Genomic DNA, 22422 nt, shown 5'->3' on the forward strand with positions numbered 1-22422 from the left:
CCACGGTTCCCCGTCGATGGGGACGATGGCGCCACCGTTCCACGACCGATGACAATGACATGTTGATCCCCTCTCGCATTCTGGTTGGACTGACGCTCCTCGGGCTTATGGTCCTCGGCACCCCGGTCGGGGCGGGCGAGGTGCTGAGCATCGAGGCCTTCACCACGAGCGAGCGGGCGATCAGCGGTGCGGATCAGGGGCGTTTTCGATCAGCGACCGTCACGATCTACACCGTCGATAGTCTCGGGCGATTCGAATCGGGGCTATCCGAAGGCCTCCCAGTCGACCCGGAAGAGGCGAAAGCGGAGGCGCTCCGCCGCATCCAGCAGCTCGATGACACCGGCATGGCGTCGGCCAGAAGCGCTGCCATCGGCCTGGCCAGGGCCGTCCAGTACGGCGTCGATCGTTATCCCGCCGTCGTCCTTGATGGTAGCGCCGTGATCTATGGCGTGACGGATCTCGAAGATGCGCTCGAGCGCTATGCATTCTGGCGTGAGGGCCAGGCGCGATGAGGCGTTACCGCATCACACCGCTCCTCCTGGTCCTGGTGCTGCAAGGGCCGCTGATGACTCATGCGGCGACCATCACCACCCCTGGCATCGTCGCCCAGACCACGGCCGGGGCGCTGGCCTGCATGCGCTGGATGCCGGTGGGCCTGTGCTTCTGGCTGCGCTGCGGCTGGCGGGGCTGCCGCGTGCGTACTTCGCTCAAGGTCGGACACTACAACCCGGATCTGGTGGTCAGCGCCTACAACGCGTTGGGTGGCAACCCCTGGGCGGAGATCCGCGCGTCGCTGGGGCTCGCCCAGAAAGCCGCGGCCACCGGACTCCTGGGCTCACTGCTGCCGGTCCCCGTCGACAGTGGGGGCAATCGCACGGAGGGCCGTTCGGAGCCACGAGACCACAAGAACATGGTGTTTCGGGAGACCGATGCCATCGGCCATCCCATGGGGTCCCTGGCCGGTGTGGCGGCCGGCGTGGGCCTGCTGTGTCAGTCGCAGACGACACCTTTCTTCCCGTACTTCCAATCGGCCCTCGATATCCTGTCCTGGCGGCAGGAGGTGCCGGAGATCTTCTATCCGGCGAGCTGGATCCCCGGCATGCGCGAAATCGGCACCTGGCCCCTGCAGACGTGGGGCAACGTTCATCCGCGGACCGGCTGGACGACCCAGGCGGAAGAGCCCAAAGCCGCGGCCATCAATGCCCAAAGGGCCGGCGACATCGTCACCCGGGCCGCCCAGCCCCATGTCTACGTGCCCCTCTCCGGCAGTTCCTACATGCATAACGATGTCACCCGGATCCTCGACAGCTGGGTCGACGACGGATCCGGGAACCTCTTTAACAGGTGGTTCGCATTCTTCTCAGGCCAGAAGGTCTGGCCACCCGGTCCGCTGATGGAGAAGGACCATCGCACCGGCACCTGGCAGATGCTCGTCCCGAGGCCTGAGTCGAGCTGCAGGGTGTTCGGCACAAATGATCTCGCCAGCATCGGCGGTTGGGGCGGTGGACGGGTGGACGCCGCCGGCGACTACGCCTGGAACCTCTGGCGCCCCTATAAATGCTGCCGTCGCCGGGGTCAGTGGTTCCTCTTCGATATCGACTGGTTCGCTTATCCGCCATGATCGCTCACCAAGCACAGCACTGCGAGATCACAACCGGCCGTGGACGACACCGCACCCTGGCCGCCGGGCTGCTCACCTTCTTGCTGGCAAGTCCCTGGGTGGACGCCGCGCAAGGGCCCACGGAAGACGGCCTTTGGTACTACGAGATCGGCGGGGCAGAGCCCGTGTCTGCCCCGGCGAATCCCTCGGTGGTTTCGGTCACCCTGGGCGGCTCGGCACAACTCGGGCTCGGCTACAGCTGCGGCAAGTTCGATCCGGTACGCGCGGTCACCCATTCCCTGAACAAGATCAAGTCCGGGGCGGACGACATGATGAGCGCCATGACGGCGGCGGCGTCCTCGGCCATTGCCGCGCTGCCGGCGCTGATCCTGCAGCGCGCCAATCCCGGGCTCTATGACCTGTTCCAGAACGCGCTGCTGAAGGCCGAGGAGACCATGAAGCTCGCCACCAAATCTTGCGAGCAGATGGAGGCCGAGATGGCCGAGGGCAAGAACCCCTACGCGGATCTCATCACGCTCTCCAAGGGCAATGACTGGAAGGTGCAGATGGGGATCGGCGGCAACGACGCCGTCACGGCGAAGGAGTCCGTCGAGTCGGCGAACGGCGATAACGGTGTGCCGTGGATCGGCGGCCAGGCCGGTGGGGCGGGGCAGCCGACGCTCCGCTTCACCGGAGACATCGTCCAGGCGGGCTACAACATCAACATGAACCGGCCGATCACCTCGACGGCCGCGGTGCCGGCCGCTTCCGCCACGCGGCTCTCCGAGGTCTGGCCGACGCCGGCGGCGGCGCGGACTTGGGTGGTCGACGTGGTGGGCGAGAACATCGTCACCACCTGCGACACCTGCCGCAAGGACAGCATTCCAGGCACCGGCCTGCTGCCCAAGCTCCACAGCGAGTCGGCCGGCGTGACCGTCGAGTTGCAGAACCTGGTCAGCGGTGCCGCCGCGCCCACCCTCGCCAACCTCGAACGGATCACGGCCCCGGGCGTTGCCGTGACGCGTCAGGTCATCGAGGCCATCCGCGACATGCCGGCCACCGAGCAGGGGCTCATCATCGGCCGGCTGGTCGCCGAGGTAAGCCAAGCGCGCACCGTGGAGAAGGCGCTGTATGCCCGGCGCCTGCTGCTGTCGGGCCGCCAGGTGCCGGAGGTATACGCCACCGAGGTCGCACGCCAGCATGCCGATACGGCGATTACCGAACTCGACAAGGAGATCGAGAGCCTCCTGTTCGAGACGCGGGTGCGTCGCGAGGTGGTCTCCGACACCCTGATCGTGCTGTTGCAACGGGCGGCCGCGCGTAGCAAGGCCTCGCTCAATGTCCCGCAGACGAATCCCACCGATCCGAGGCCGCTGATCCATGGCCGCGTGCAGTAGATCCCTGCCGACACGCCGGCGCTGGTTCTTCACGCTGTCGCTGGTCGCGACCGTCGGCGTGATCGCCGTCGGCCTACTGTTGTGGCAGGCAGTGGGGCTCGGTTCGCTGGCCGTCGTGTCGGAGCGGGTAGGGCAGGTGAGACCTTACCTGAGCGGGCTGCGGTTCGCCCTGATTGGTCTGCTTGCCCTTGCCTGGCCGCGGTTGCCGGCACTGTGGTGGGGCGGCCGGGATTGGGCGGAAAGCCAACGGTCACGCTGGATGGCACTGCGGTGGCGCGTCGTCGGCTGGCTGCTCGTCATCGAGCTCGTCCTCGGGCAGAACGTGGTGCTGGGAGCACAATGTGACGCGTGCAGCGCGCCCGTAGGGACTGCGCCAGGGACGGCACAGATCAACCTCATCGGGCGCTTTCTCGGCACGATCTCGGGCCTCGTCCCATGAGCGTCGACAGCTATCTCGAGCTCTTCACGACCCTGTTCGGCTGGGCCTTCTACGGCGTGCTGTGGGACGTCCTGGTCGGCACCGGGATTGTCTACCTGCCATTCCTCGGGATCCTCATCGACAACTGGCGCGATTCCGCCGAGGGCGGGCAGTTTGGCAGCGCAACCAGTCTGTCCCTGCGGCGCATGGAGATCGAGCTCTTCCTGGCGCTGCTCGTGGTAGTGCTGGCCGGACAGCCGGCGGCGCTCACGCCGCTGAACGCCGGAACCCTGAGCTACGATCCGCAGCCCACGCTCACCGATCCGACGCCGGCGACCGCCACGGTGGCGGCGCCGCAAAGCACCTATGGCGCGGCCGGATTCAACGGCTCGCCCGCGACCGTGAACATCCCGGTCTGGTGGTATGCCGTGCTGGCCATGAGTTCGGGCTTCAATCACGCCGTCGTCGAAGGCCTGCCCGCGGCGAGCGACCTGCGCACCTACGAGCAACAGGCACGGCTCGCCACCATCGCCGATCCGCGGCTGCGCCAGGAGACCAGCGACTTCTTCAGCGAGTGCTACGTGCCGGCCCGCTCCAGGTATCAGGCCCAGCGGCCCGCGACGGCCGCAGTCGCCCGGATACTGACGACCTACGGCGAGGACGATCCGGACTGGATGGGCTCGCACGTCTACCGGGACACCGCCGGCTACTACGACATCCTGCGCCCGACGAAACAGATCCCGGGGTGGACCTACAACCCGGCCCGCGACACCGAGTACGACCCGGCCTCGCCGCCCATCTGGGGCAAGCCGACCTGTAAGGAGTGGTGGGAGAACGGCGCCCAGGGCCTGCGCGAAAAGCTCATCAACGAGGCCAACGCGACCTCGGCGGGCTTCTCCGGCCTGGTCGTCGCCGTCGCGCCCATCCTGGCGAGCGAACAGCAGGAAGATGCCGTCGTTCGCACCGTGCTCAACAACGCGCCCCCGTCCTGGTCGAGCAACGAACTCGTTGCCGGCAATACGGCCAGCACCGGATGGTTTGCCACGGCCGAGAATATCGTCAAAGGTGGACTCACCACGGGCGGCGTGATCACCGCCTCGGCGCTCTTCTCGGTAACCATGACCGCCGTGCTGCAGGCGCTGCCGATGGTGCAGGCGCTGATGCTGCTCGGCGTCTACGCCTTGCTGCCGATGATCGTCGTCCTCTCCCGCTACTCGCTGTCGATGATGGTGGTCGGGGCGATGGCCATCTTCACGATCAAATTCTGGAGCGTGCTCTGGTACCTGGCCATGTGGGTGGACCAGAATCTTATCCAGTCCATGTACCCGGACGTCAACGTCTTCCTGCAGATTTTCGCCAACCCCGGCGAGCACGACGCCAAGCGCATGCTGCTCAATATGATCACGACCAGCCTCTACCTAGGGCTGCCGGTGTTGTGGAGCGGAATGATGGCTTGGGCCGGCTTGCACATTGGGCGTTCCATCTCGGCAGCCATGGCGCCGATTAGCAGGCCTGCGGAAGATGCGGGCAGGCAGGGAGGGGCATTGGGAAAAGCGGCAGTAAGCCGCGGCGTAAAACGGTAACCTGTACGCTAGCGCTCGTCTTCGTACCAACCCGCAGGATCGGTACCTGAATCGAACCGTTGCGTGCGGAAGTTGTAGTCCCCGACAAGATCTGCGTCCTGAATGGACCGCTGGTTTTCCGGCGAGTCATCGGTAGACGCAAGCAAATGGCGAAAAGCGCCGAGCAAAGCAGCCGCAAACCCGACAGCAGCGCTACCGATGCCGACCGCCAGTTTTCCCACTGCAGCAATCTTGTACCTGTTCATCCCTCAAAGGATAGGCGATCGTTCCCGACGAGACACCCCCCTTGGGCCTGCTCACGCAAGGATTGTTGTCCGATCTGGTGGCCACTTTCCACCGCTGAAGGAGGGCAGGATAGGGCAAGCGCAAAGTGGCAGGTTGCACCTACCCGAGCCTAGGTATGGGATTCCACCGCCCTCCGGAGCACTTGGAATCTGGTCGATAGTGGTAGGATCCCGTCATGTGCACTCGCTACATCACGCCGGACCAGCGAGCGATAGAGGGCTACGTCTCTCACGTACCCCCCTGGTGGCAACAGGCCTACGACGTCCGAATCACCAGTCTGGTACCGGTGGTGTGGGCCGCTGCGGACGGTGAGCGGGCCCTGGAGCAGATGTACTGGACGCTCCTCCCCCCCAAGTCCGACAAGAAGGCCTGGCGCATGCCGACGTGGAACCTGAGGGGAGAGCGCCTCGAGGAGAGCCGTATGTACGCCTCACCCTTCAAATCGAGGCGCTGCCTGTTGCCGGCAGCCGGATTCTACGAGTGGCCTGAGGTCAACGGCGAGAAGCAACGTCACTGCATCAGGCCGGCGGACGGCAGCATGTTCCTCTTCGCTGGGCTCTGGAACTCCTGGTCGTCGAAGGACGGGACTGAGGAAGGGGCCACGGTGGGCATCGTCACCACCGACGCAAACGAGTTCATGAGGCCGCTCCACAATACAGGCAAGAACCCTTACCGCATGCCGGTCATCCTCGACTTGAAGCTGGGTGACACCTGGATGTTTGGCGAGGTAGATGAGGTCCGTGAGCTCGTCAGGCCGTGCCCAAATGAGTGGCTGCAGGCCTACCCCGTCTCCCGTAACTTGGGCAACGTGCCAGCACAGATGGAACCAGTTGGCGAGGTGATTCGCCCTGGGAGAAGTTCCTAGAAACTACGTTCTTAAACGCGATCGCTTCTTCTACGAGCGAAACCTGCCCCTTCTGGCCTCTTGAACTAAGATCGCTACTCAGGCGGGACCCTAGTCATGTCAAAATGCAACGTTTCGTAACAATCCTCGCTGCTTATCACAATATTCCTGTCAGCTGTCTAATACACTGTTTGGGCTACTAGGCCGTGATTGAAACAAAGAAAGGAAGTTTGCTATGAGTAACAGAAAAATTATTCCGCTTATCTTCTGTGCAATGCTCGCTGGTTGTGCGGCCCCAAAGTACAACTATCGCCCAGTTGCACTTGAAGTGAGCGAACCACCAATTGGCAGCATGAATACAGCGTACGTTGGCGATATTCTGCTTAAACAGGGGAGCTATACCGAACATGACTCAATCTACCTGCAAGAGGATCAGAAAGTTGGATGGGCTTATACGGTGTTGCGTGGCTTTTATCTAAAACATGGTGATGATGAAGCTACTGCATTCTATAAGCCGGCGCCGGGCTCAGATGGTGGCGGCGTTGATAAAGCAGCTTTGGCCGATCCTTGGAAAAGTATTCAAGCTTATAAGGAAGAACAAAAACTTTGTGTTGTTACGGCGTTCAACGCTCAGATCTGCAAAGATAAAGCAGATTTTACTCGACAAAAAAAGCCTGTGCTTCGCGATGATTCGTTTCAGCAAACTCTCATCTACAGCGGAAAAGTCGGTAATAAGATCAACATCGGATACCGCGAATTTTCCGGCAATATGGCTCGTCCAGCGTTCAATAATGATGTCGAGTACGACTTAGGAGCATCCAACACTATTGGCTACAAGGGTGCCAAACTGGAAATTGTGGAGGCTACGAATGAGCTGATAAAATATCGGATCATTCGCAATTTCAATGCCGCAAAATTTAGCCCTAACTAAGGCGTTCCAGCGGATCCAAAAACTCCGCGGCTTTTTGCGTATGCCTTCGGCATTCTTGCGCAAAGGCCGCTCCTCGTTTGCGCCGAGTGAACAAAGGCGGTAGGTTTCGTTCTCCCAGAAGCGAACCAGTAACCAAGTGTCGCGATCAAGAAATGGCTTAACCTGGAGCAAGGGGATCGCTTTTTCTAATAGCGAAACTTCCCGCGCCTCGCCGTGAGGGAAATGAGCGGCCTTGCCCTGGATGTGGTACCGAGTAGAATCCGTCTCAAGGCCTACCAATGATGGTGAACGCCATGGACACCTCCCAGATACATCGCGTGCGATCAAACAGCCCGGGTCGCTGGGATCGCATGGAAACCCACCACCTTTCCCCGCCCTATCTTTCGGCCTACGGTTGCCTCCATCCGCGTGCCCAAATTGCCGACTACCTGAATCCCCTTGTCTTTCCTACGGTACAGGCGGAAGCGGATGCGCGGTCAAAGGGCGCATCGTTGCGGGTAGACGTAAACGTTCCGTGGATAAACACGGAACCTTTCCAGTCATTCAACAATGTTAGGCAATGCAAGACCGCGCAATCTAAACGCGGAACGAGGCTAATCTGTGACCATTGACACTCGCACCATTGTGGCCCTGTTCCTAGTGCCGTTCGCGGCAAATTGCTGGTCGTACGTAATTACGCTCGATGAGGCCGACTTCCTTGCTAGGTATGAGAACCCCCAGGGCAACCTCAATTTTGACCAGTTGGTTGACGGAACGTCGTTTGACGAGGTGACTGGCTCTCATCCTCTGGTGCGGGCAGGTTACGGTAACGGCTTTTCTATTCGGAATAGCGGCTCCGGATCTCCCACAGGGTTTTCGACTGATTGGCTTTTCCGAAGTGGCAGTGGTCCCGGTTCGTTCTGGGGAGCGGTTCGATGGGTCACACCTGGTTCTGAGCGCTACATCATCGAGGAGGCTGGGCGTCCTCGCTTGACCATAGATGCTTTATCCGAAGTGTCCCCTCTCGCAGTATACACAGGACCAAACAGAACCGGTTTCTTGGGCATAATTCCGGACGGTCCCACTGATAGCCATTACTTCTTCACTGCAGCGCACACCGGGAGTACACCTCGAATCTTTGAAATAGACTACGGATTCTTAGAGGTGTCCGAGTCCACACCGATCTCCGTTCCGGCCTCAAGTACCCTGCATCTACTCTTTGCGGCGATCGCAGGCATCTACTTAGCCCGACGCCGTATCTTAAAGTCTGAAAGGGCAGGAAGGGGGGCACGCGAGGACTCTGCTCAGAATCGCCCAACAAATCCATGCAGCCGACAGCTTGACCCAGGGCTCCCATTTGCTGCCGCTAATCGGCCCCTGCCTCAAGCGGCGCCTTATGGCCGACGTTATGCAGCTTGAGGACACTGTGAGCGAGATCAACACAAGATCCACATCAAGAAGAACGGCGCAAGCGTCGGACGTTGTCCTTCGACAAACGGATCAAGTACGGCTCGTCTTCAGGCCAACAATCCTCGACAACTCCAGCAACGAGGACGCATCTGTAAAGGGCGTGTTCTTGTATCAAAAAAAGCAGAAATTCGGGCGATGGGAGGACTTTGAAACCATCCCGCTAACTTCCGTTAAGAGTGGTGAAGGATTCAAGCTCGAACTTAAATCTAAAGAACTTCTTAAGCTTGTAGGTGAAGTCGACTCGCTATATCAATTAAAGAGGGATGAGGGCGTCCCGCGAGGTCAGAAACGGTACATCCAAGTCACTCCGCAGCTAGATCAACTAAGAGCAATAGAGTCCCTAGATCTTCGTATACTAAACGCAAATATGAAGCTTGGGGGCTCGCTGCTCTCCAAGCTGTTGGCTTGGTGGATATCACTAGATGACCCATCGACTCTTATCGAAAAGCTATTGGAGCTTGACCCATCGTCGCTGTCCAAACTCAATGCAGCGCTGGGTCTCGGAAGGCTCAAATCGGCGCTCCAGATTTGGGACCAGAACAAGGACAACAGTGACGAAGAGGTCTGGCAAGCAAGCTTGACGGAACACTCTTTTGTGTTGGAGCAGGTTTTCTCGTGGCCCGCTTCAATTGTTGAGGGGAAAGCCTATGTAGGCGGCAAGAATGTCTTCAATAAGTCCGGGAACATCGTCGACTTTTTAGTGAAAAAGCGCCTCACTCAAAGTGCCGCGCTGATTGAGATAAAGACCCCTACCACGAAGCTTCTCGGCTCGAAGTATCGGCAAACATTCAATGTCTCGGCGGAACTCTCCGGGTCTACGATGCAGATTCTCAACTACAAGCACTCTCTACAGGAAGCCTATCGAGATTTGCGGGGTGATCAGAAAGATCTATTTGATTCATTTGATCCTCAATGTGCTGTGATTATTGGCAGCACGGATCAGTTAGACGACCGTGCAAAGGTCAAAGCCTTTGAGCTGTATCGACACCAGTTCCCGGGTCTTGCGATCATCCCTTTTGATGAGCTGTTTGAAAGGACAAGGAAACTGGTCGGGCTCCTAGAAGCGGAACCGGGATCTGAACCTCCTGGATGAGTGGCCGTCAGCTTGCACGCGGACGCGTAGCCGCAACGCGGCTCGGCCCGGTGACGCGTCCCGTAATGCTCGCTTCTCCCAAGAGCGAAATATTTCAGCAGTTTATGGAATACTAAAAGAAGGGCGTTCCTAAATGCGATCGCTTCTTCTAAAAGCGAAACTGTCGGAAAACTTTACAGTGGGTCGAGCCATCCAAGACGAAAATTCCTGTATTGGCGCGCTTCTTCTATCTCCGAGTCCCTCGTCTCAGGATGAGTATGTCCGCTTTCGACCCAGAAGAGAGGTTAGCGCCTCAATAGTTCCAGCCTAAGTTCAGTCGTTGGCGACACTACCATTCACCGCGCTAATGCGATTTCCGGTGGTGTCAGTATTTTTTACACTTATCGGGTTTTTTACGCCTATTTGCTAAATATGTGCCCGCGAACTTTTCTGCAGCAAGGCTGCTCAGGTTATTAACATTATGATTTGATAAAGGTTATCGCGAAATCGAAAGATTGCGGCACCATCTTTGCAGGGTGTTCTGTGGCCCTTGCGTCGGAGCGAGGAAAATTAGTGGAGACTGGGAGGTACATTGTTATGGGAAACGTTATTTCAACGCTGGTACGCAAGACAGGACTGGGAGCGTGTATCGCGCTCGGCGTCGCTGTAGCGGCTCAGGCCGCACCAATTACTGGGGACCCACAGGGCAACTCATTTGGTTGGGTGCCCCCCAGCACGAACGCGTTAAACTTCACGTCGCAGGTGCCGGGTCGCGAAGGCCAGACGGCACCGCACGTGTTATTCAATACGAATGGCATTGGTTCGGTGACACTGGATTTCTTTAATTTTGGCCCTGGAGTCGCCTTCTTTGAGATCAGACTGGACGATCTGGCAACCGGGACGACCGCACACCCTGTTGTGATCGGTGACACGATTCATAGCGGAAATTTCCTTACCACAGGCACTTCAGATCTTGGCGTCGTCTATAACCCAACAAATTACGTCGATGTTCGCCTTGCGCTGGGTGGCGAGAGAGACTGGGATTTGGGTGCAGATCTTTTAGGACGCAATGAAATCAATGAGATAGCGTGATTGGGGGTAGCCGAAAGGGCCAGCCGATGGTATGTAACAAGCTACGAAACCGTTATGTACCACTGGGAGGCCCTTCCGACGATGACAGCGTATACCAAGGTGGATGGATTTGACGAGTTTGCGGCGGCCCGAGAGGGGTTTGAGCACTTGGTGGGTGCGCTTTGCAGCGCGGACAACGAGGCATTGGAGCACGGCCAGGTGGAACGACTCATTGAGGAGGAAGGACGGGAAGTTCTGCGGCGCTTGATGCAGGGTTACGTGGATTTGCGCACGCATAGCGAGGTGCGCGTGAGCGCGGTGACAGGTGCCGATGGCCAGGAGCGGGAGCAGTTTCGCGGCGACCGTAGCCGGCAGCTTGAGACCGTGTTCGGGACCGTCGAGGTCCGGCGCAAAGGCTACAGCACGCGGGGATTGGCGAGTGTCTTTCCGCTGGATGAGTCGCTGAACCTGCCGCGGGAGAAGTACTCGCACGGTCTGCGTGAGCGGGTGGTCAAGGCCGTGGTGAAGGAGTCCTTCGACGAGACGGTCAGCGCGGTGCGCCAGAACACAGGAGGCCATGTCCCCAAGCGCCAAGCCGAGCAGCTGTCCACGGTCGTGGTGGAGGACTTTGACGCCTACTATCAGTCCCGCGCGAGCACACAGGCCGAAGACACCGATCTGTTGGTGATGAGCGCGGACGGCAAGGGTATCGTGGTGCGGACCGAGGACTTGCGTCCGGCGACCCGCAAGGCGGCCCAGAGCACGTGTCACAAGCTCAAGACCCGGCTGAGCCAGGGTGAGAAGCGCAACCGCAAGCGGATGGCCACCGTGGCGGCTATCTACGACGTGGCGCCGCACTGGCGCAGTGCCGAGCAGATCATGGGTGTGGAGGAGCGCTCGGGCGATGCCCGGCCCCGGCCTGAAGGGAAACGGGTATGGGCCAGCCTGGAGGAGTCCCCGGAGATGGTCATCGAGCGCCTGTTTCAGGAGGCTGCCCGGCGTGATCCAGAGCGCCGGCGGCGCTGGCTGGTGCTCGTAGACGGGCACGAGAAGCAGCTGGACATCGTGAACGGGTGCATCGCGCGTTACGGGGGCGACGTGGTGGTCATCCAGGACTTCATCCATGTGCTGGAGTATCTGTGGAAGGCCGCTTACTGCTTCCATCCCGCGGGCTCGCAGGGCGCCGAGCAGTGGGTCATGGAGCGGGCTCTGCGCGTCCTGCACAGCGAGGCCAGCAGCGTGGCTGCCGGCATGCGCCGCAGCGCGACACGCCAGGGATTGACGCCAGCGCGGCGCAAGGCCGTGGACACCTGTGCCCGCTACCTGCTCAAGAACAAGGCGCGCCTGGATTATGCCGAGGCACTGGCCCACGGATGGCCCATCGCCACCGGCGTCATCGAGGGTGCCTGTCGTTACCTGGTCAAGGACCGCCTGGAAATCACCGGCGCCCGATGGAGCTTGAAGGGTGCTGAGGCCATCCTCAAGCTGCGCGCCCTGCATGCCAGCGGAGACTTACAGGACTACTTTGCATTCCATCGCAGCCAAGAGCGGCGGCGCAACTATCCGACCGGGTATGGCCAGCCGTGCTGCCTGGCCGCATAGGGGCTGGTGGATGTCGCTCCAAAAGAGCCGCACCCCTGGGATTTTGACTGGACGCGCTTTGAGGCTCAGTCGGCGAACGCTGTTCCAGTGCCTACCACCCTCGCTCTCATGGGCCTTGGCCTAGCCGGTCTTGGCTACTCACGCCGTAAGAAGGCGTAAGTAGAAAAAGCTTTGTAAAAGCCCTCTCCTGAGGGCTTTTTATTGCCTGAGATTTGATGCCGCTGAGGTCCGCTCCTGGCCGGAAGCACCAGGTTGCGGACCTCCGCGTATAAACTGTCCTGACGCTCGATCTTAGGGTGGCAGGAATGTCTCTTCGTGGCCGATAGCGGACACCATTCCCGTGTTTCGCTAATCCCAGAAGCGCAACCAAATAGGATGCTATTTCCTATGAAGGGAAGGCGCGGGGGCCGGGTTGGGAAGGCGGTCTAAGGTTCCGGGGGTGTGGATGGTGAGATCTCCTCGCAGAACCACTCCTGTACGACAGCGCTCCCGTTTGCGTGTTCGATACCCCGTAGCCGCAGGGAGGTAGGCCCGATAAGTACCAGGACGGGCTCGTAGAGTGGAGGAAGCAACGCATTACCTGCCGGAGCGGTAGGGTCCTGCAGCGAGGCGACTTTCACGGGGATGCCTCCCTTGGATAACTGGACATGGGTTAAGAGTTCGCCCACCAAAGGCTCGGCGTTCGCCACGTCACGCCAGCGGCGACGGCGGCCTTGATAGCGAAGGGGTTGAACGCGATACCGCATGGTCGTGACTAGTGGCTGTATGGATATACAGTATCACCTGAAGAGCGCTCATGCGGCTACTCCGCCACCACTCCCTGAACCACGCTGACACCGGCGCCCCGTTCTCGGGCTATCTTCAGGATCCCCTTACCCTCAGCCCTGGCGGCCCGTATGGCCTCCTCGACTACCGACCGGACCGTAGGCCTGCCAAGTTGCTTCCCCTGGTTCCTGGCGCGTGCTTTTGGCTTTTGGTGGTGGCCGGAATCACACCATAGGCGAATCGAGCAGGGGGCTATCTGTAGGGTCGAAACGCCAGACTGTTCCGGACCTTAATGCCAACTTCAGTCCCAGCACAGACGTTGAGGGACGACATGTCGTTCCGGCGCGGCGTACTTTCAAGACCTCCTTTCATAGGTCTGATCAAATACGAGCTCCAGTTCGGCATGGACGCCACGCAGGCCGTCGACCACCTTGTTCGCCCAGGCGAAGTATTCACGCTTGCGCTCATCCGACCAGTCCGGCGGCGCCTCCAGGATATCCCGGAGGTTGGCGATCTTGTCGGCCAGCTTCACCAGCTTGGCACCGGTGCTGAGGCCGGGCGCATGCTCCACCTGCCGGGCCTTGCGCTCGGCTTTGGCCAGGTTCTTGTCGTCCGTGACCTCCACCACCATCCCGGCAATAGTGGCTCCGAAGGTTTCCCTCAGTTCCTGCTCCGTGGTCTTCGTGTCTTCGATGGTGTCGTGGAGCAGAGCGGAGCAGATGACATCGAGGTCGGTAATGCCGCCCTCATCCACCAGGATGGCTGCCAGGGCGATGGGGTGGTTGATGTAGGGATGCTGCTCGATGCCCTTGCGCCGCTGGTTCTTATGCTTCTGGGCCGCGAAGGCGAGGGCCCTCATCAGCTGCGAAAGTTCCTCGTGGTTCATGGTGCGTCTCCTTCCGTTGTGGGGTGGGTGGCATGGGCGGCGGCGAAGACCGCGTTGTCGTCCACGTGGACTACGTATTCGTCAGCCATCCTGATCCCGCTTATCCGCAAGCCGGGCCCTGCGCCTGGCGTCGCGGCGCGCATCGCGCGCCCGACGACGCTCGATGAAGCGGTTGACTCGCCACGGCTCGTAGCTGCACTGGAGCACGAGGCCGAGCTCCATCTCTTCATGGATGGCGCGTAACATCTGCTGCCAGGACAGGTCGACCACCTCCGCCGCGGCATTCCCGGGGGCTTCGGAGGCAGGCCGTCGCGGGGCGGGGGATCGGGGAAAGGGGACGATGTGGCCACGGTGGCCACCGGGGGTGTGTTTGCTCATGGTCGTTCCTCCGCTCCCCAGGGCCTCAGAGCGCGGGGTCCGGTGGGGAGCGTGAACGGACGGCCAACGCTTTAGCCGGGATTTATAGGCCGCCCCGGCAAGTTGTTGCTTAAATCCGGCGGCTCGCGGGCATGAAAAAACCCGCTTGGCGCAGCCAAAGCGGGTTCTCGCCCGCTTTAGCTGCATTTATAACGCGCCCAGCAAGCTGGTACTCAAATCGGCGCAATTCGTAGTATACGCAGAGTGGGCAGTGCTGTCATGGAACTGGAGGGCCGTGGATATGGACCGAACTGAACGCTTCTACCGCCTGGACCAGCTGCTCCAGGAGCGCCGGGTGGTCCCCATGGAGACCCTCATCGGCGACCTGGAGGTGTCCAGGGCCACCGTCAAAAGGGACCTGGAGTACCTGCGGGATCGGCTGAATGCCCCCATCGTCTGGGACCGCGAGCACCGGGGTTACCGCTACGAGGTCCACTCCGAGGATCCGCCCCGCTATGTCCTGCCGGGCCTGTGGTTCAATGCCACCGAGGTCCATGCCCTGCTGACCATGGAGCAGCTGCTGGCGGACCTCCAGCCGGGCCTGCTGAGCGCGCATATCGAGCCCCTGCGCACCCGTATCCGTGTGCTGCTGGAGAGTGTCGACCACTCCGCCGAGGCCATCGAGAACCGGGTGCGGATCCTGCACACCGCCGTGCGCCCGGTGCGCCCGGAATTGTTCCAGGCCATCGCCTCGGCCACCCTGGGCCGCACTCGGCTCGTCATCGAGCACTACAACCGCAGTACCGACGAAACCCTCGAGCGGGAGGTCTCACCCCAGCGCATCGTCTACTACCGCGACACCTGGTATCTGGACACCTGGTGCCACCTCAGGAAGGGTCTCAGGAGCTTCAGCATGGACGCCATCGGCCACGTCTCCTCGACGGGGAAGAAGGCCCGCAACGTCGCCGAGGCCAAATTGAAGGCCTTCTTCGAGGAAGGGTACGGGATCTTCTCCGGGCAGGCGTCGAACACCGCGGTGCTGCGCTTCTCCGCGACCAACGCCCGTTGGGTGGCCAAGGAAGTCTGGCACCCGCGCCAGCAGGGCGAGTTCGACGCGGACGGCCGCTATGAGCTGAGGGTGCCCTATTCGGTGGATACCGAGATCATCATGGACATCCTGCGCCACGGCCCCGAGGTGGAAGTGCTGGCGCCTCCGAGCCTGCGACACAAGGTACGTGAGCGTCTGGCGCAGGCCGGCGCCGTCTACGGCGACTGACGGCGTTGAAGGCTCACCTGGTGAGCCACCACCCCCGTAATAATGGCACCCTCCACTGCCGACCACCGGGGGAGGTCCCCATGTCCGTCATCGCCGAATGCCTGTCCGAAGTCCGCCTGGGGGCGCCCCAGACCCATCTCAACTTGACCCTTCATCCGCTCCTCGCAGCGGGCCCGGCCACGCCCGACTACCTGCTGCTGGACGAGGCCCTCGAGGCCGGCTGCGCCCACGTGACCGAAGTTTCAGAGTCCGGCAGCGTGCCGGAGCTCAAGTTCGTCAACGACTGCGGGAAGCCCGTGCTGCTGCTGGACGGCGAGGAGCTGATCGGTGCCAAGCAGAACCGCATCCTCAATCTCACCGTGCTGGCCCCGCCCGAGGCCACCATCGTCATCCCGGTGTCCTGCGTCGAGGCCGGGCGCTGGAACCGCCGCTCGGAGGAGTTCGCCAGTGCCAAACGGGCCCACTACGCCGCCGGCCGCGCCCGCAAGGCGGCCCAGGTGAGTGCTTCAATGCGCTCATCCGGCTCGCGGCGGAGTGACCAGGGCGAGGTGTGGTCGGACATCGCAGAGAAGTCGGCCCGCATGGAGGCCCATTCCGACACCGGCGCAGCCGAGGCCCTCTACGAGCGCCACCGGGAATCGCTGGAGGCATTCAAGTCCGCCTTCGTGCCCGTCGCGGGCCAGATCGGGGCGCTGTTCGCCATCGACGGGCATGCGGTGGGGCTCGACCTCTTCGACAGCCCGGCTACCCTGGCCGCGGTGCAGCCGAAACTGGTGGAGAGCTATGCCCTGGATGCCCTCGACAGCCATAGGCGTGAGGCGGGGGCCCCCGATCCCCAGTCATTCCTCGAATCCGCCACCCGGGCCAGGGTGGAAACCTTCCCGGCGTTGGGCGAGGGCGAGGACTTGAGGATCCGCGCCGATGGCCTCGCGGGCGGCGCCCTGGTGAAGGACGCCCGGGTGGTCCACCTCTGCTTGTTCCGGGTAGCTGCCGACGAGAACCAGCGAGCACAGCGCACCAGCCGGCTGGCCCGGAGCTACCAGCGGCGCCACGGCTACACGGGGGAACGGTCATGAAGGAACAGCACCTCATGCCTGCGCCAGTCCGGGGCCGCTACTCGGTCGTGTGGAAGTTCATGCCCGAGGGCTGGGGCGAGGACATCTCCGATGCCCCGGCCCCGGGCGCCATGCCCTATTTCGTGGACGGGGAGGACTACGAGCGCCTGGAGCGCAAGGAGCGCGTCCCGCTCAAGGGCTATGCCCTGCTGTGTGGGATCCTCATCTCCTGGTTCGAGCCGGACAAGTTCATGGCGGGGCGCGAGCGGGCGCTCTACCGCTTCCTCGAGGACATGGTGGAGCGCCTGCGCCAGGACCTGGCGATGCCCTCCGTAGAGGCGATGATCCTCGCCGCTGCCGACCGTGTGCGGGAGGACCACGGCCCCCTGCTGGCCTCGCGCATGCTCACCGCCGCCATCCACCTCGCGCCGGCCAGCACACCCGTCCGTTATCAGCTCATGGTGGACGTGTGGCGCTGCCTGGAGATCCTGGACGACGTGGACCAGGGGAGCGCCCTGGGCTTTATCCACCAGGTCTACGCCGACGCGGACCTCACGGGCGCCGATCCGGACAGGCTGGAGCTCATGGACTATATGCACATGGTGGCGCTGCGTTTGACGGCCGCGCCGGACGACTACAAGCGCTTCTTCTGGGAAACAGCCTCCAAGCACATCCACGATCCCGCCCTGCGCCACCGGATGTTTGACTTGATGGAGGACGATTCACCCCGATTCCAGGACTATCGGATCGGGACCGACGGCGGGGAGCGTGCGGGAGGACGAGATGACAGGGGGTAGGGCGCAGCGTCATGGGGAGAATCGCCGCGACCGCTACCAAGGCGCGATGCTGGGGCTGGCCGCGGGCGACGCCCTGGGCACCACCCTGGAGTTCAGTCCGCCGGGCGGCTTCACGCCCATCACCGACATGGTGGGCGGCGGCCCCTTCGGCTTGGCGCCGGGCCAGTGGACCGACGACACGGCCATGGCCCTGTGCCTTGCCGAGAGCCTGCTGGAGTGCGAGGGATTCGACCTCTTCGACCAGATGGCCCGCTACGTGCGCTGGTACCGTGAGGGCCACTTAAGCAGCACCGGCACCTGCTTCGACATCGGCGCCACCGTATCCGCGGCGCTGCGCCGCTTCGAGACCCAAGTAAACCCGCTGGCCGGCGACACCAACCCCCGCTATGGTGGCAACGGCTACCTGATGCGTCTCGCTCCGGTGCCGCTGGCCTGCGCCCACGACCCCGATGAGGCCATCCGCCTCGCCGGGATCATGTCCCGCACCACCCATGCCGCCCCCGAGCCCGTGGATGCCTGCCGCTACTATGCCGGCCTCATGGTTGGCGCCCTGAACGGTGTGCCCAAGGCCACGTTGCTGGCGCCCCGTTACAGCCCGCTACCCGAACTCTGGGAGGTCAAACCCCTGGCGCCACGCATCGATGAGGTCGCCGCCGGCTCTTTCAAGACGAAGCAGCCCCCGGACATCCGCGGTACCGGCTATGTGGTCCAGGCCCTGGAAGCCGCCCTGTGGGCCTTTCATACTACCGACGACTTCGAGAGCGGTGCGCTGGCCGCCGTCAACCTCGGCGACGACGCCGATACCACCGGCGCTATCTACGGCCAACTGGCCGGGGCCTACTACGGCGCCGATGCCATCCCCCGCTCCTGGCGCGAACGCCTGGCCCGGGCCGAGACCATCACCGCCATGGCCGATGGGCTGCTGGCATTGTCCATCCGGCTGGCCAAAGGGACCGAAGACCGACTGGAGAAGGCGGCCCCATGACGGATGGCGAACGCATCCCCCTGACTTTCGAGGAGGCCGAGGGCCACCTGCGCCGCCAAATCGCCCAGAGCGAGGACCGCGCGACCCGGGAGGCGCTCACGTTAGATCGGGTGATCCTTTACAGTCGCGCGGGACACCACGCCGAGGCCAGGCAGCTGGTGCGCGAACTCCTCAGGACCCCGGCTAACCCGGCGGACGAGGCCCGGTATTTGCTCCACTTCGGTCAGCTTCAGGAGCAGACGGAGGACTTCCAGGATGCCCGGGACAGCTACCTGCGGGGCCTGACGCTGGACGCGGGCGAGCCCTGGGTGCGCTACCTGCTCAACAACAACCTCGGCTACACCCTCAACCAGCTCGGGGAGTACGAAGCCGCACAGGCATACTGTATCAAGGCCATCGAGATCGACCCGGCCCGCCACAACGCCTGGAAGAACCTGGGCGCCTCATTTGAAGGGCAGGGCCGGCCAGCGGCCGCTGCCGGGATGTACCTCAAGGCCACCGAACTCCAACCCCGGGATCCCCGGGCGCTGTGTCACCTCGTGGAACTGGTAGCGCAGCACCCGGAGGTACCTGCCGAAGTGGCGGACTTCGACCAGAGGCTGGACCACTGTCGTCGGCGCGCCGAGGCGGCAAAAGGGAACACATGAGGGAATGCCCATGGAACCCCGAACAAGCGCTACCCATCCCCTGGAGATCGCCACCCTGGAGCTGCCCGCCGGCGGCCGGCTGGGCCTCACATTCTGCCCCGGCAAGCACGACCGCCACGCCATGAGTGGCCCCTGGGAACGGGACCTGGACACCGATCTCGCCGCCATCGTCGTCTGGGGCGCCACCACCCTGGTGACCCTCATGGAAACCCCGGAGCTCATCTACCTGCGGGTCGCCGACCTTGGCACCCGCGCCAAGGCCCACGGCCTCACCTGGCATCAGCTCCCCATCCGCGACGCCTCCATCCCCGACGAACCCTTCGAGAGGAGCTGGCCCTCCGTTGGCGCCGAGCTGCGCCGGCGGCTCCTGGCCGGGGAGGGCGTGGTCATCCACTGCCGCGGTGGCCTCGGCCGCACCGGGCTGGTGGCCGCCAAGCTGCTTATCGAATTGGGAGAGGATCCGGCTGCGGCGCTAAGGCGGGTCCGCACCGCCCGCCCCGGGGCGGTGGAGAACGCCGCCCAGGAGGCCTATCTGCGCCACGGTCCGGCCAAGCCTGTTTAGGTAATTGCCCTGCGAGGGGTGAGGGGCTCAATTTCGGGACAGTTTAAATTGACAGTAAAACTGTCTATATTAACTGTCATGAAGACCGCGGACCGTGATTTCACCCTGGACGAACTCTGCAAGCTCTCGGACCTGCCGCGCCGTACGGTGCGGTATTACATCCAGGTGGGCCTGGTGGATCGGCCGCAAGGGGCGGGACGGGGTGCCTATTACACGACCCGGCACCTCGAACAGCTCCTGGAGATCCGCAAGTGGCAGGACGCGGGGCTCTCCCTGGAGCGCATCAGGGATCTGCTGGCCACGGACGGGGAGGGCGGCGATGCGGTTCCGCCGGTGCGGCCCCGCAGGCCCGGCACCATCGAGGTCTGGAGCCACCTGACCATCGACGACGGCGTGGAGCTGACGGTGGAGCCAGGGCGCGCCGGCCTCAGCCCGGAGGCGCTACGGTCGTTCGTGAAGGAAGTGATGGAACTCTACCGACGGACACGCGAGGAGAAGGAGTGAACGCCATGGTAAGAACAGCTGCCGCAGTGCTGGAATCCCCCGGGAAGGAACGGGTGGCCCTGGAAGGGGTCAGCGTCGAGGCCGCCATCCGCGGCCTGATGGCCGAGACCACGGTGACCCAGACCTACCGCAACCTCGAGGCCGTCAACATCGAGGCCGTCTACACCTTTCCCCTCCCGCTGGACGCGGTGCTGCTTGAGATGATCTTCGAACTCGACGGCCGCAGACTCACGGGGGTGGTCAGGCCCCGTGGCGAGGCCTCCGAGCAGTACGAGGCGGCGGTGGAGGACGGCGATACCGCCGCCCTGCTGGAGCAGGCGGCGCCGGGGCTCTACACGGTCAACGTGGGCAACCTCATGGCCGGCGAGCGCGCCGTCGTGCGCTTCCGTTATGCCCAGCTCCTGCGCTGGCAGGGCGACAGCCTGCGTTTCTTTCTACCCACCACCATCGCGCCCCGTTACGGTGATCCCGGCGCTGCCGGCCTGATGCCCCACCAGGTGCCGGAGCATGCCCTGACGGCGGAGCACGGCTTCAGTCTGAAGGTCGGCATCGACGGCGTGCTCGCGGCGGCCGCCTTCGAGTGCCCCTCCCATCCCGTGGCGGTGGCCGACCACGGTGGCCGGCGCGAGCTGAGCCTCGCCGGCGGCAGCGCCCTCATGGACCGGGACTTCGTGCTGGTGTTGCGCCGGCCCGAGGCGGCGGTCAGCCAGGCGCTGGTGGCCCGGGACGGGGAGGGCTGGGTCGCCCTTGCATCCTTCAACCCGGTGTCCACCGCCCCCAGCCGGAGCCCGCCACGGGGCGTCACCCTGGTGGTGGACTGCTCCGCCTCCATGGCCGGCGACTCCATCGCCCAGGCCCGCAACGCGCTGCGTGAGATCACGGGCCTGCTGGAGCCGACCGACCACTTCACCCTCATCGCCTTCGGCTCGACCCATCGCGCCCTGTTTCCCGGGCTCGTGGCGGCCACGCCGCAAAACCTGGGCCGGGCCAGGCGCTTCGTCGACGGGCTCGATGCCGATCTGGGCGGCACCGAGATCGGGCCCGCGCTGCATACGGCGTTTCGCTGCGAGCCGCCGCCGGGCCTGCGCCCGGCCGTGCTGCTCGTCACCGATGGCGAGGTGTGGGACCAAGACCGCGTCCTGGAGTTGGCCCGCGCCTCCGGGCAGCGCCTGTTCACCGTGGGCGTGGGCAGCGCGGTCTCCGAGGCCTTCCTGCGCCGGCTCGCCGAGACCACCGGCGGCGCCCTGGAGCTGGTCTCGCCTCGAGAGGACATGGCCGAGCGCATCGTGCGTCACTTCCGGCGTATGTCCCAGCCCCGTGCGCAGGCCTGCAACGTACGTTGGCCACGACGGCCCGAGCGTCAGGCGCCCCAAAGCCTCGATACGGTCTATGCCGGCGACACCCTGCACGTGTTTGGCTGGTTCAGCGAGCCACCCACCGGCGAAGTGAGCCTGGACGTTGGCTTCGCGGACGGGACGCGCTTCCTGGAGCACGCGGCCGTGTCCGCCGACGAGTATTCCGGTACGGGCGCCGCGGCGGACGTGCTGCCGCGGATTGCCGCCTGGGCGCGCCTCGCGGCACTGGAAGCCGCCGAGGCCCGGGACATGGCCGTGAATTACCAGCTGGTGACCGAACAGACCAGCTGTGTGCTGGTCAGCGTGCGCACCGAGCATGGGAAGGCAGACACCATCCCCGCCCTGCGCAAGGTACCCCAGGTGCTGGCAGCGGGGTGGCATGGGGTGGGGACCGTGGATTGGCAAATGGATACATCCATGGAAGGCGATGAGTGCCCCAGTCTCGTTATGCCACCATCATGCGACGACTTCGACTTCGACTACGACATGCCCTTTAGAGAAGACGCCGATGACAACCGCCGAGAAGCCGCCGCGGATACCGGCCTTTATGACCCTGGCTTCGACCTTGACTTCGACAGATACCTGCCTGCCTCCCTGGCACGGCTTGTCCGGCAGCTCAACGCGCGGTATCCCGAGAGGGATGCGGCCCTCCTCGACCTTGACCGCCTCACCGACTTGTCGGCGCTGGCTTTGGAGCCGGCGCTCCTGGAGGATTTAGAGGAGCTGGTCGAGCAGGGGTTCGAAGAGCGTGATGTAGTGCTCGCACTGCTCTTCGGCCTGCTGCGCCGGCCCGAGGGCGGTGGGCTGGAGCGCCACGTGCAGCGGCTCCTGCACAAGGCGGTAAAGGACGCGTCAGTCCCGGAGGTGCTTCAAGATCGGGTGAACACCATGCTGTCGACAGCGCCGCTCCCCTAGCGGCGGGAGGGAATCTTATGGAAAGCATCGACAAGAGCGAGCTGCTGGGCCGCCTCGGCTACGGCG

General features: G+C 63.1%; 22 protein-coding genes and 1 riboswitch. Of the genes, 19 read left to right on the forward strand and 3 right to left on the reverse strand.

What is annotated here, in order from left to right:
• Window positions 1-59 precede the first annotated feature (59 nt).
• Genes U5S82_15395 through U5S82_15415 form a run of 5 tightly spaced genes read left to right on the forward strand, consistent with a single transcriptional unit; the run spans window position 60 to window position 4998 of the window.
• Complete coding sequence (locus U5S82_15395; GenBank protein MDZ7752996.1) at window positions 60-512, forward strand: TIGR03757 family integrating conjugative element protein; 453 nt, start codon at window positions 60-62, stop codon at window positions 510-512.
• On the forward strand, window positions 509-1621 hold the full coding sequence (locus tag U5S82_15400; protein ID MDZ7752997.1) for a TIGR03756 family integrating conjugative element protein: 1113 nt from the start codon (window positions 509-511) through the stop codon (window positions 1619-1621). The genes U5S82_15395 and U5S82_15400 overlap by 4 nt, the downstream gene beginning before the upstream one ends.
• Entirely contained in the window at window positions 1618-2997 is a 1380-nt protein-coding gene (locus U5S82_15405; protein MDZ7752998.1) for an integrating conjugative element protein, read from the forward strand. The genes U5S82_15400 and U5S82_15405 overlap by 4 nt, the downstream gene beginning before the upstream one ends.
• On the forward strand, window positions 2981-3436 hold the full coding sequence (locus U5S82_15410) for a hypothetical protein (GenBank protein MDZ7752999.1): 456 nt from the start codon (window positions 2981-2983) through the stop codon (window positions 3434-3436). The genes U5S82_15405 and U5S82_15410 overlap by 17 nt, the downstream gene beginning before the upstream one ends.
• Complete coding sequence (locus tag U5S82_15415) at window positions 3433-4998, forward strand: conjugal transfer protein TraG N-terminal domain-containing protein (protein ID MDZ7753000.1); 1566 nt, start codon at window positions 3433-3435, stop codon at window positions 4996-4998. Before U5S82_15410 ends, U5S82_15415 begins: the two co-directional genes overlap by 4 nt.
• 8 nt (window positions 4999-5006) lie before the next feature.
• Here the strand turns inward: U5S82_15415 and U5S82_15420 are convergent, their stop codons facing one another.
• The gene (locus tag U5S82_15420; GenBank protein ID MDZ7753001.1) at window positions 5007-5243 is read right to left on the reverse strand and encodes a hypothetical protein; all 237 of its coding nucleotides are present in this window, start codon (window positions 5241-5243) and stop codon (window positions 5007-5009) included.
• A 215-nt stretch (window positions 5244-5458) separates the two neighbouring features.
• Here U5S82_15420 and U5S82_15425 point away from each other — a divergent pair, with 215 nt between their 5' ends.
• The 6 genes from U5S82_15425 to U5S82_15450 all read left to right on the forward strand — a co-directional run bounded on the left by U5S82_15425 (window position 5459) and on the right by U5S82_15450 (window position 12411).
• Window positions 5459-6148, forward strand: coding sequence for an SOS response-associated peptidase (locus tag U5S82_15425; protein ID MDZ7753002.1), 690 nt, complete (start codon window positions 5459-5461; stop codon window positions 6146-6148).
• 214 nt (window positions 6149-6362) lie between these two features.
• The gene (locus U5S82_15430; protein MDZ7753003.1) at window positions 6363-7058 is read left to right on the forward strand and encodes a hypothetical protein; all 696 of its coding nucleotides are present in this window, start codon (window positions 6363-6365) and stop codon (window positions 7056-7058) included.
• Window positions 7059-8463: 1405 nt separating this feature from the next.
• Window positions 8464-9600 carry a Shedu immune nuclease family protein gene (locus U5S82_15435; GenBank protein ID MDZ7753004.1) on the forward strand — a complete coding sequence of 379 codons (1137 nt, stop codon included), beginning with the start codon at window positions 8464-8466 and terminating at the stop codon, window positions 9598-9600.
• Between the two features lie 576 nt (window positions 9601-10176).
• Window positions 10177-10671 (forward strand): hypothetical protein, encoded by a 495-nt coding sequence (locus U5S82_15440; protein MDZ7753005.1) that lies wholly within the window; start codon window positions 10177-10179, stop codon window positions 10669-10671.
• An 81-nt stretch (window positions 10672-10752) separates the two neighbouring features.
• Entirely contained in the window at window positions 10753-12252 is a 1500-nt protein-coding gene (locus U5S82_15445) for an ISKra4 family transposase (GenBank protein ID MDZ7753006.1), read from the forward strand.
• 6 nt (window positions 12253-12258) lie between these two features.
• Window positions 12259-12411: a PEP-CTERM sorting domain-containing protein gene (locus tag U5S82_15450; protein MDZ7753007.1), complete on the forward strand. Its 153-nt coding sequence runs from the start codon at window positions 12259-12261 to the stop codon at window positions 12409-12411.
• Window positions 12412-13372: 961 nt separating this feature from the next.
• On the opposite strand, the gene U5S82_15455 is transcribed toward U5S82_15450, so the two are convergent.
• The gene (locus tag U5S82_15455) at window positions 13373-13903 is read right to left on the reverse strand and encodes an HD domain-containing protein (GenBank protein ID MDZ7753008.1); all 531 of its coding nucleotides are present in this window, start codon (window positions 13901-13903) and stop codon (window positions 13373-13375) included.
• Window positions 13904-13984: 81 nt separating this feature from the next.
• Window positions 13985-14281 (reverse strand): hypothetical protein, encoded by a 297-nt coding sequence (locus U5S82_15460; protein MDZ7753009.1) that lies wholly within the window; start codon window positions 14279-14281, stop codon window positions 13985-13987.
• A gap of 155 nt (window positions 14282-14436) precedes the next feature.
• A riboswitch (SAM riboswitch) is annotated at window positions 14437-14515 on the reverse strand.
• 46 nt (window positions 14516-14561) lie between these two features.
• Between U5S82_15460 and U5S82_15465 the strand changes: the two genes are divergently transcribed.
• From U5S82_15465 to U5S82_15500, 8 genes are all read left to right on the forward strand, one after another.
• A complete protein-coding gene (locus U5S82_15465) occupies window positions 14562-15536 on the forward strand; it encodes a WYL domain-containing protein (GenBank protein ID MDZ7753010.1) in 975 nt (324 codons plus the stop codon).
• Window positions 15537-15616: 80 nt separating this feature from the next.
• Window positions 15617-16612 carry a DUF6569 family protein gene (locus tag U5S82_15470; GenBank protein MDZ7753011.1) on the forward strand — a complete coding sequence of 332 codons (996 nt, stop codon included), beginning with the start codon at window positions 15617-15619 and terminating at the stop codon, window positions 16610-16612.
• The gene (locus U5S82_15475; GenBank protein ID MDZ7753012.1) at window positions 16609-17388 is read left to right on the forward strand and encodes a hypothetical protein; all 780 of its coding nucleotides are present in this window, start codon (window positions 16609-16611) and stop codon (window positions 17386-17388) included. Before U5S82_15470 ends, U5S82_15475 begins: the two co-directional genes overlap by 4 nt.
• The gene (locus tag U5S82_15480; GenBank protein ID MDZ7753013.1) at window positions 17375-18373 is read left to right on the forward strand and encodes an ADP-ribosylglycohydrolase family protein; all 999 of its coding nucleotides are present in this window, start codon (window positions 17375-17377) and stop codon (window positions 18371-18373) included. The genes U5S82_15475 and U5S82_15480 overlap by 14 nt, the downstream gene beginning before the upstream one ends.
• The gene (locus U5S82_15485) at window positions 18370-19020 is read left to right on the forward strand and encodes a tetratricopeptide repeat protein (GenBank protein MDZ7753014.1); all 651 of its coding nucleotides are present in this window, start codon (window positions 18370-18372) and stop codon (window positions 19018-19020) included. The genes U5S82_15480 and U5S82_15485 overlap by 4 nt, the downstream gene beginning before the upstream one ends.
• A gap of 10 nt (window positions 19021-19030) precedes the next feature.
• Complete coding sequence (locus U5S82_15490; GenBank protein MDZ7753015.1) at window positions 19031-19582, forward strand: cyclin-dependent kinase inhibitor 3 family protein; 552 nt, start codon at window positions 19031-19033, stop codon at window positions 19580-19582.
• 78 nt (window positions 19583-19660) lie between these two features.
• Window positions 19661-20086 carry a MerR family transcriptional regulator gene (locus U5S82_15495; GenBank protein MDZ7753016.1) on the forward strand — a complete coding sequence of 142 codons (426 nt, stop codon included), beginning with the start codon at window positions 19661-19663 and terminating at the stop codon, window positions 20084-20086.
• 5 nt (window positions 20087-20091) lie between these two features.
• Window positions 20092-22356: a VIT and VWA domain-containing protein gene (locus U5S82_15500; GenBank protein MDZ7753017.1), complete on the forward strand. Its 2265-nt coding sequence runs from the start codon at window positions 20092-20094 to the stop codon at window positions 22354-22356.
• Window positions 22357-22422: the final 66 nt, after the last annotated feature.

The organism is Gammaproteobacteria bacterium (genome assembly GCA_034522055.1).
Taxonomy (GTDB): Bacteria; Pseudomonadota; Gammaproteobacteria; order JAABTG01; family JAABTG01; genus JAABTG01.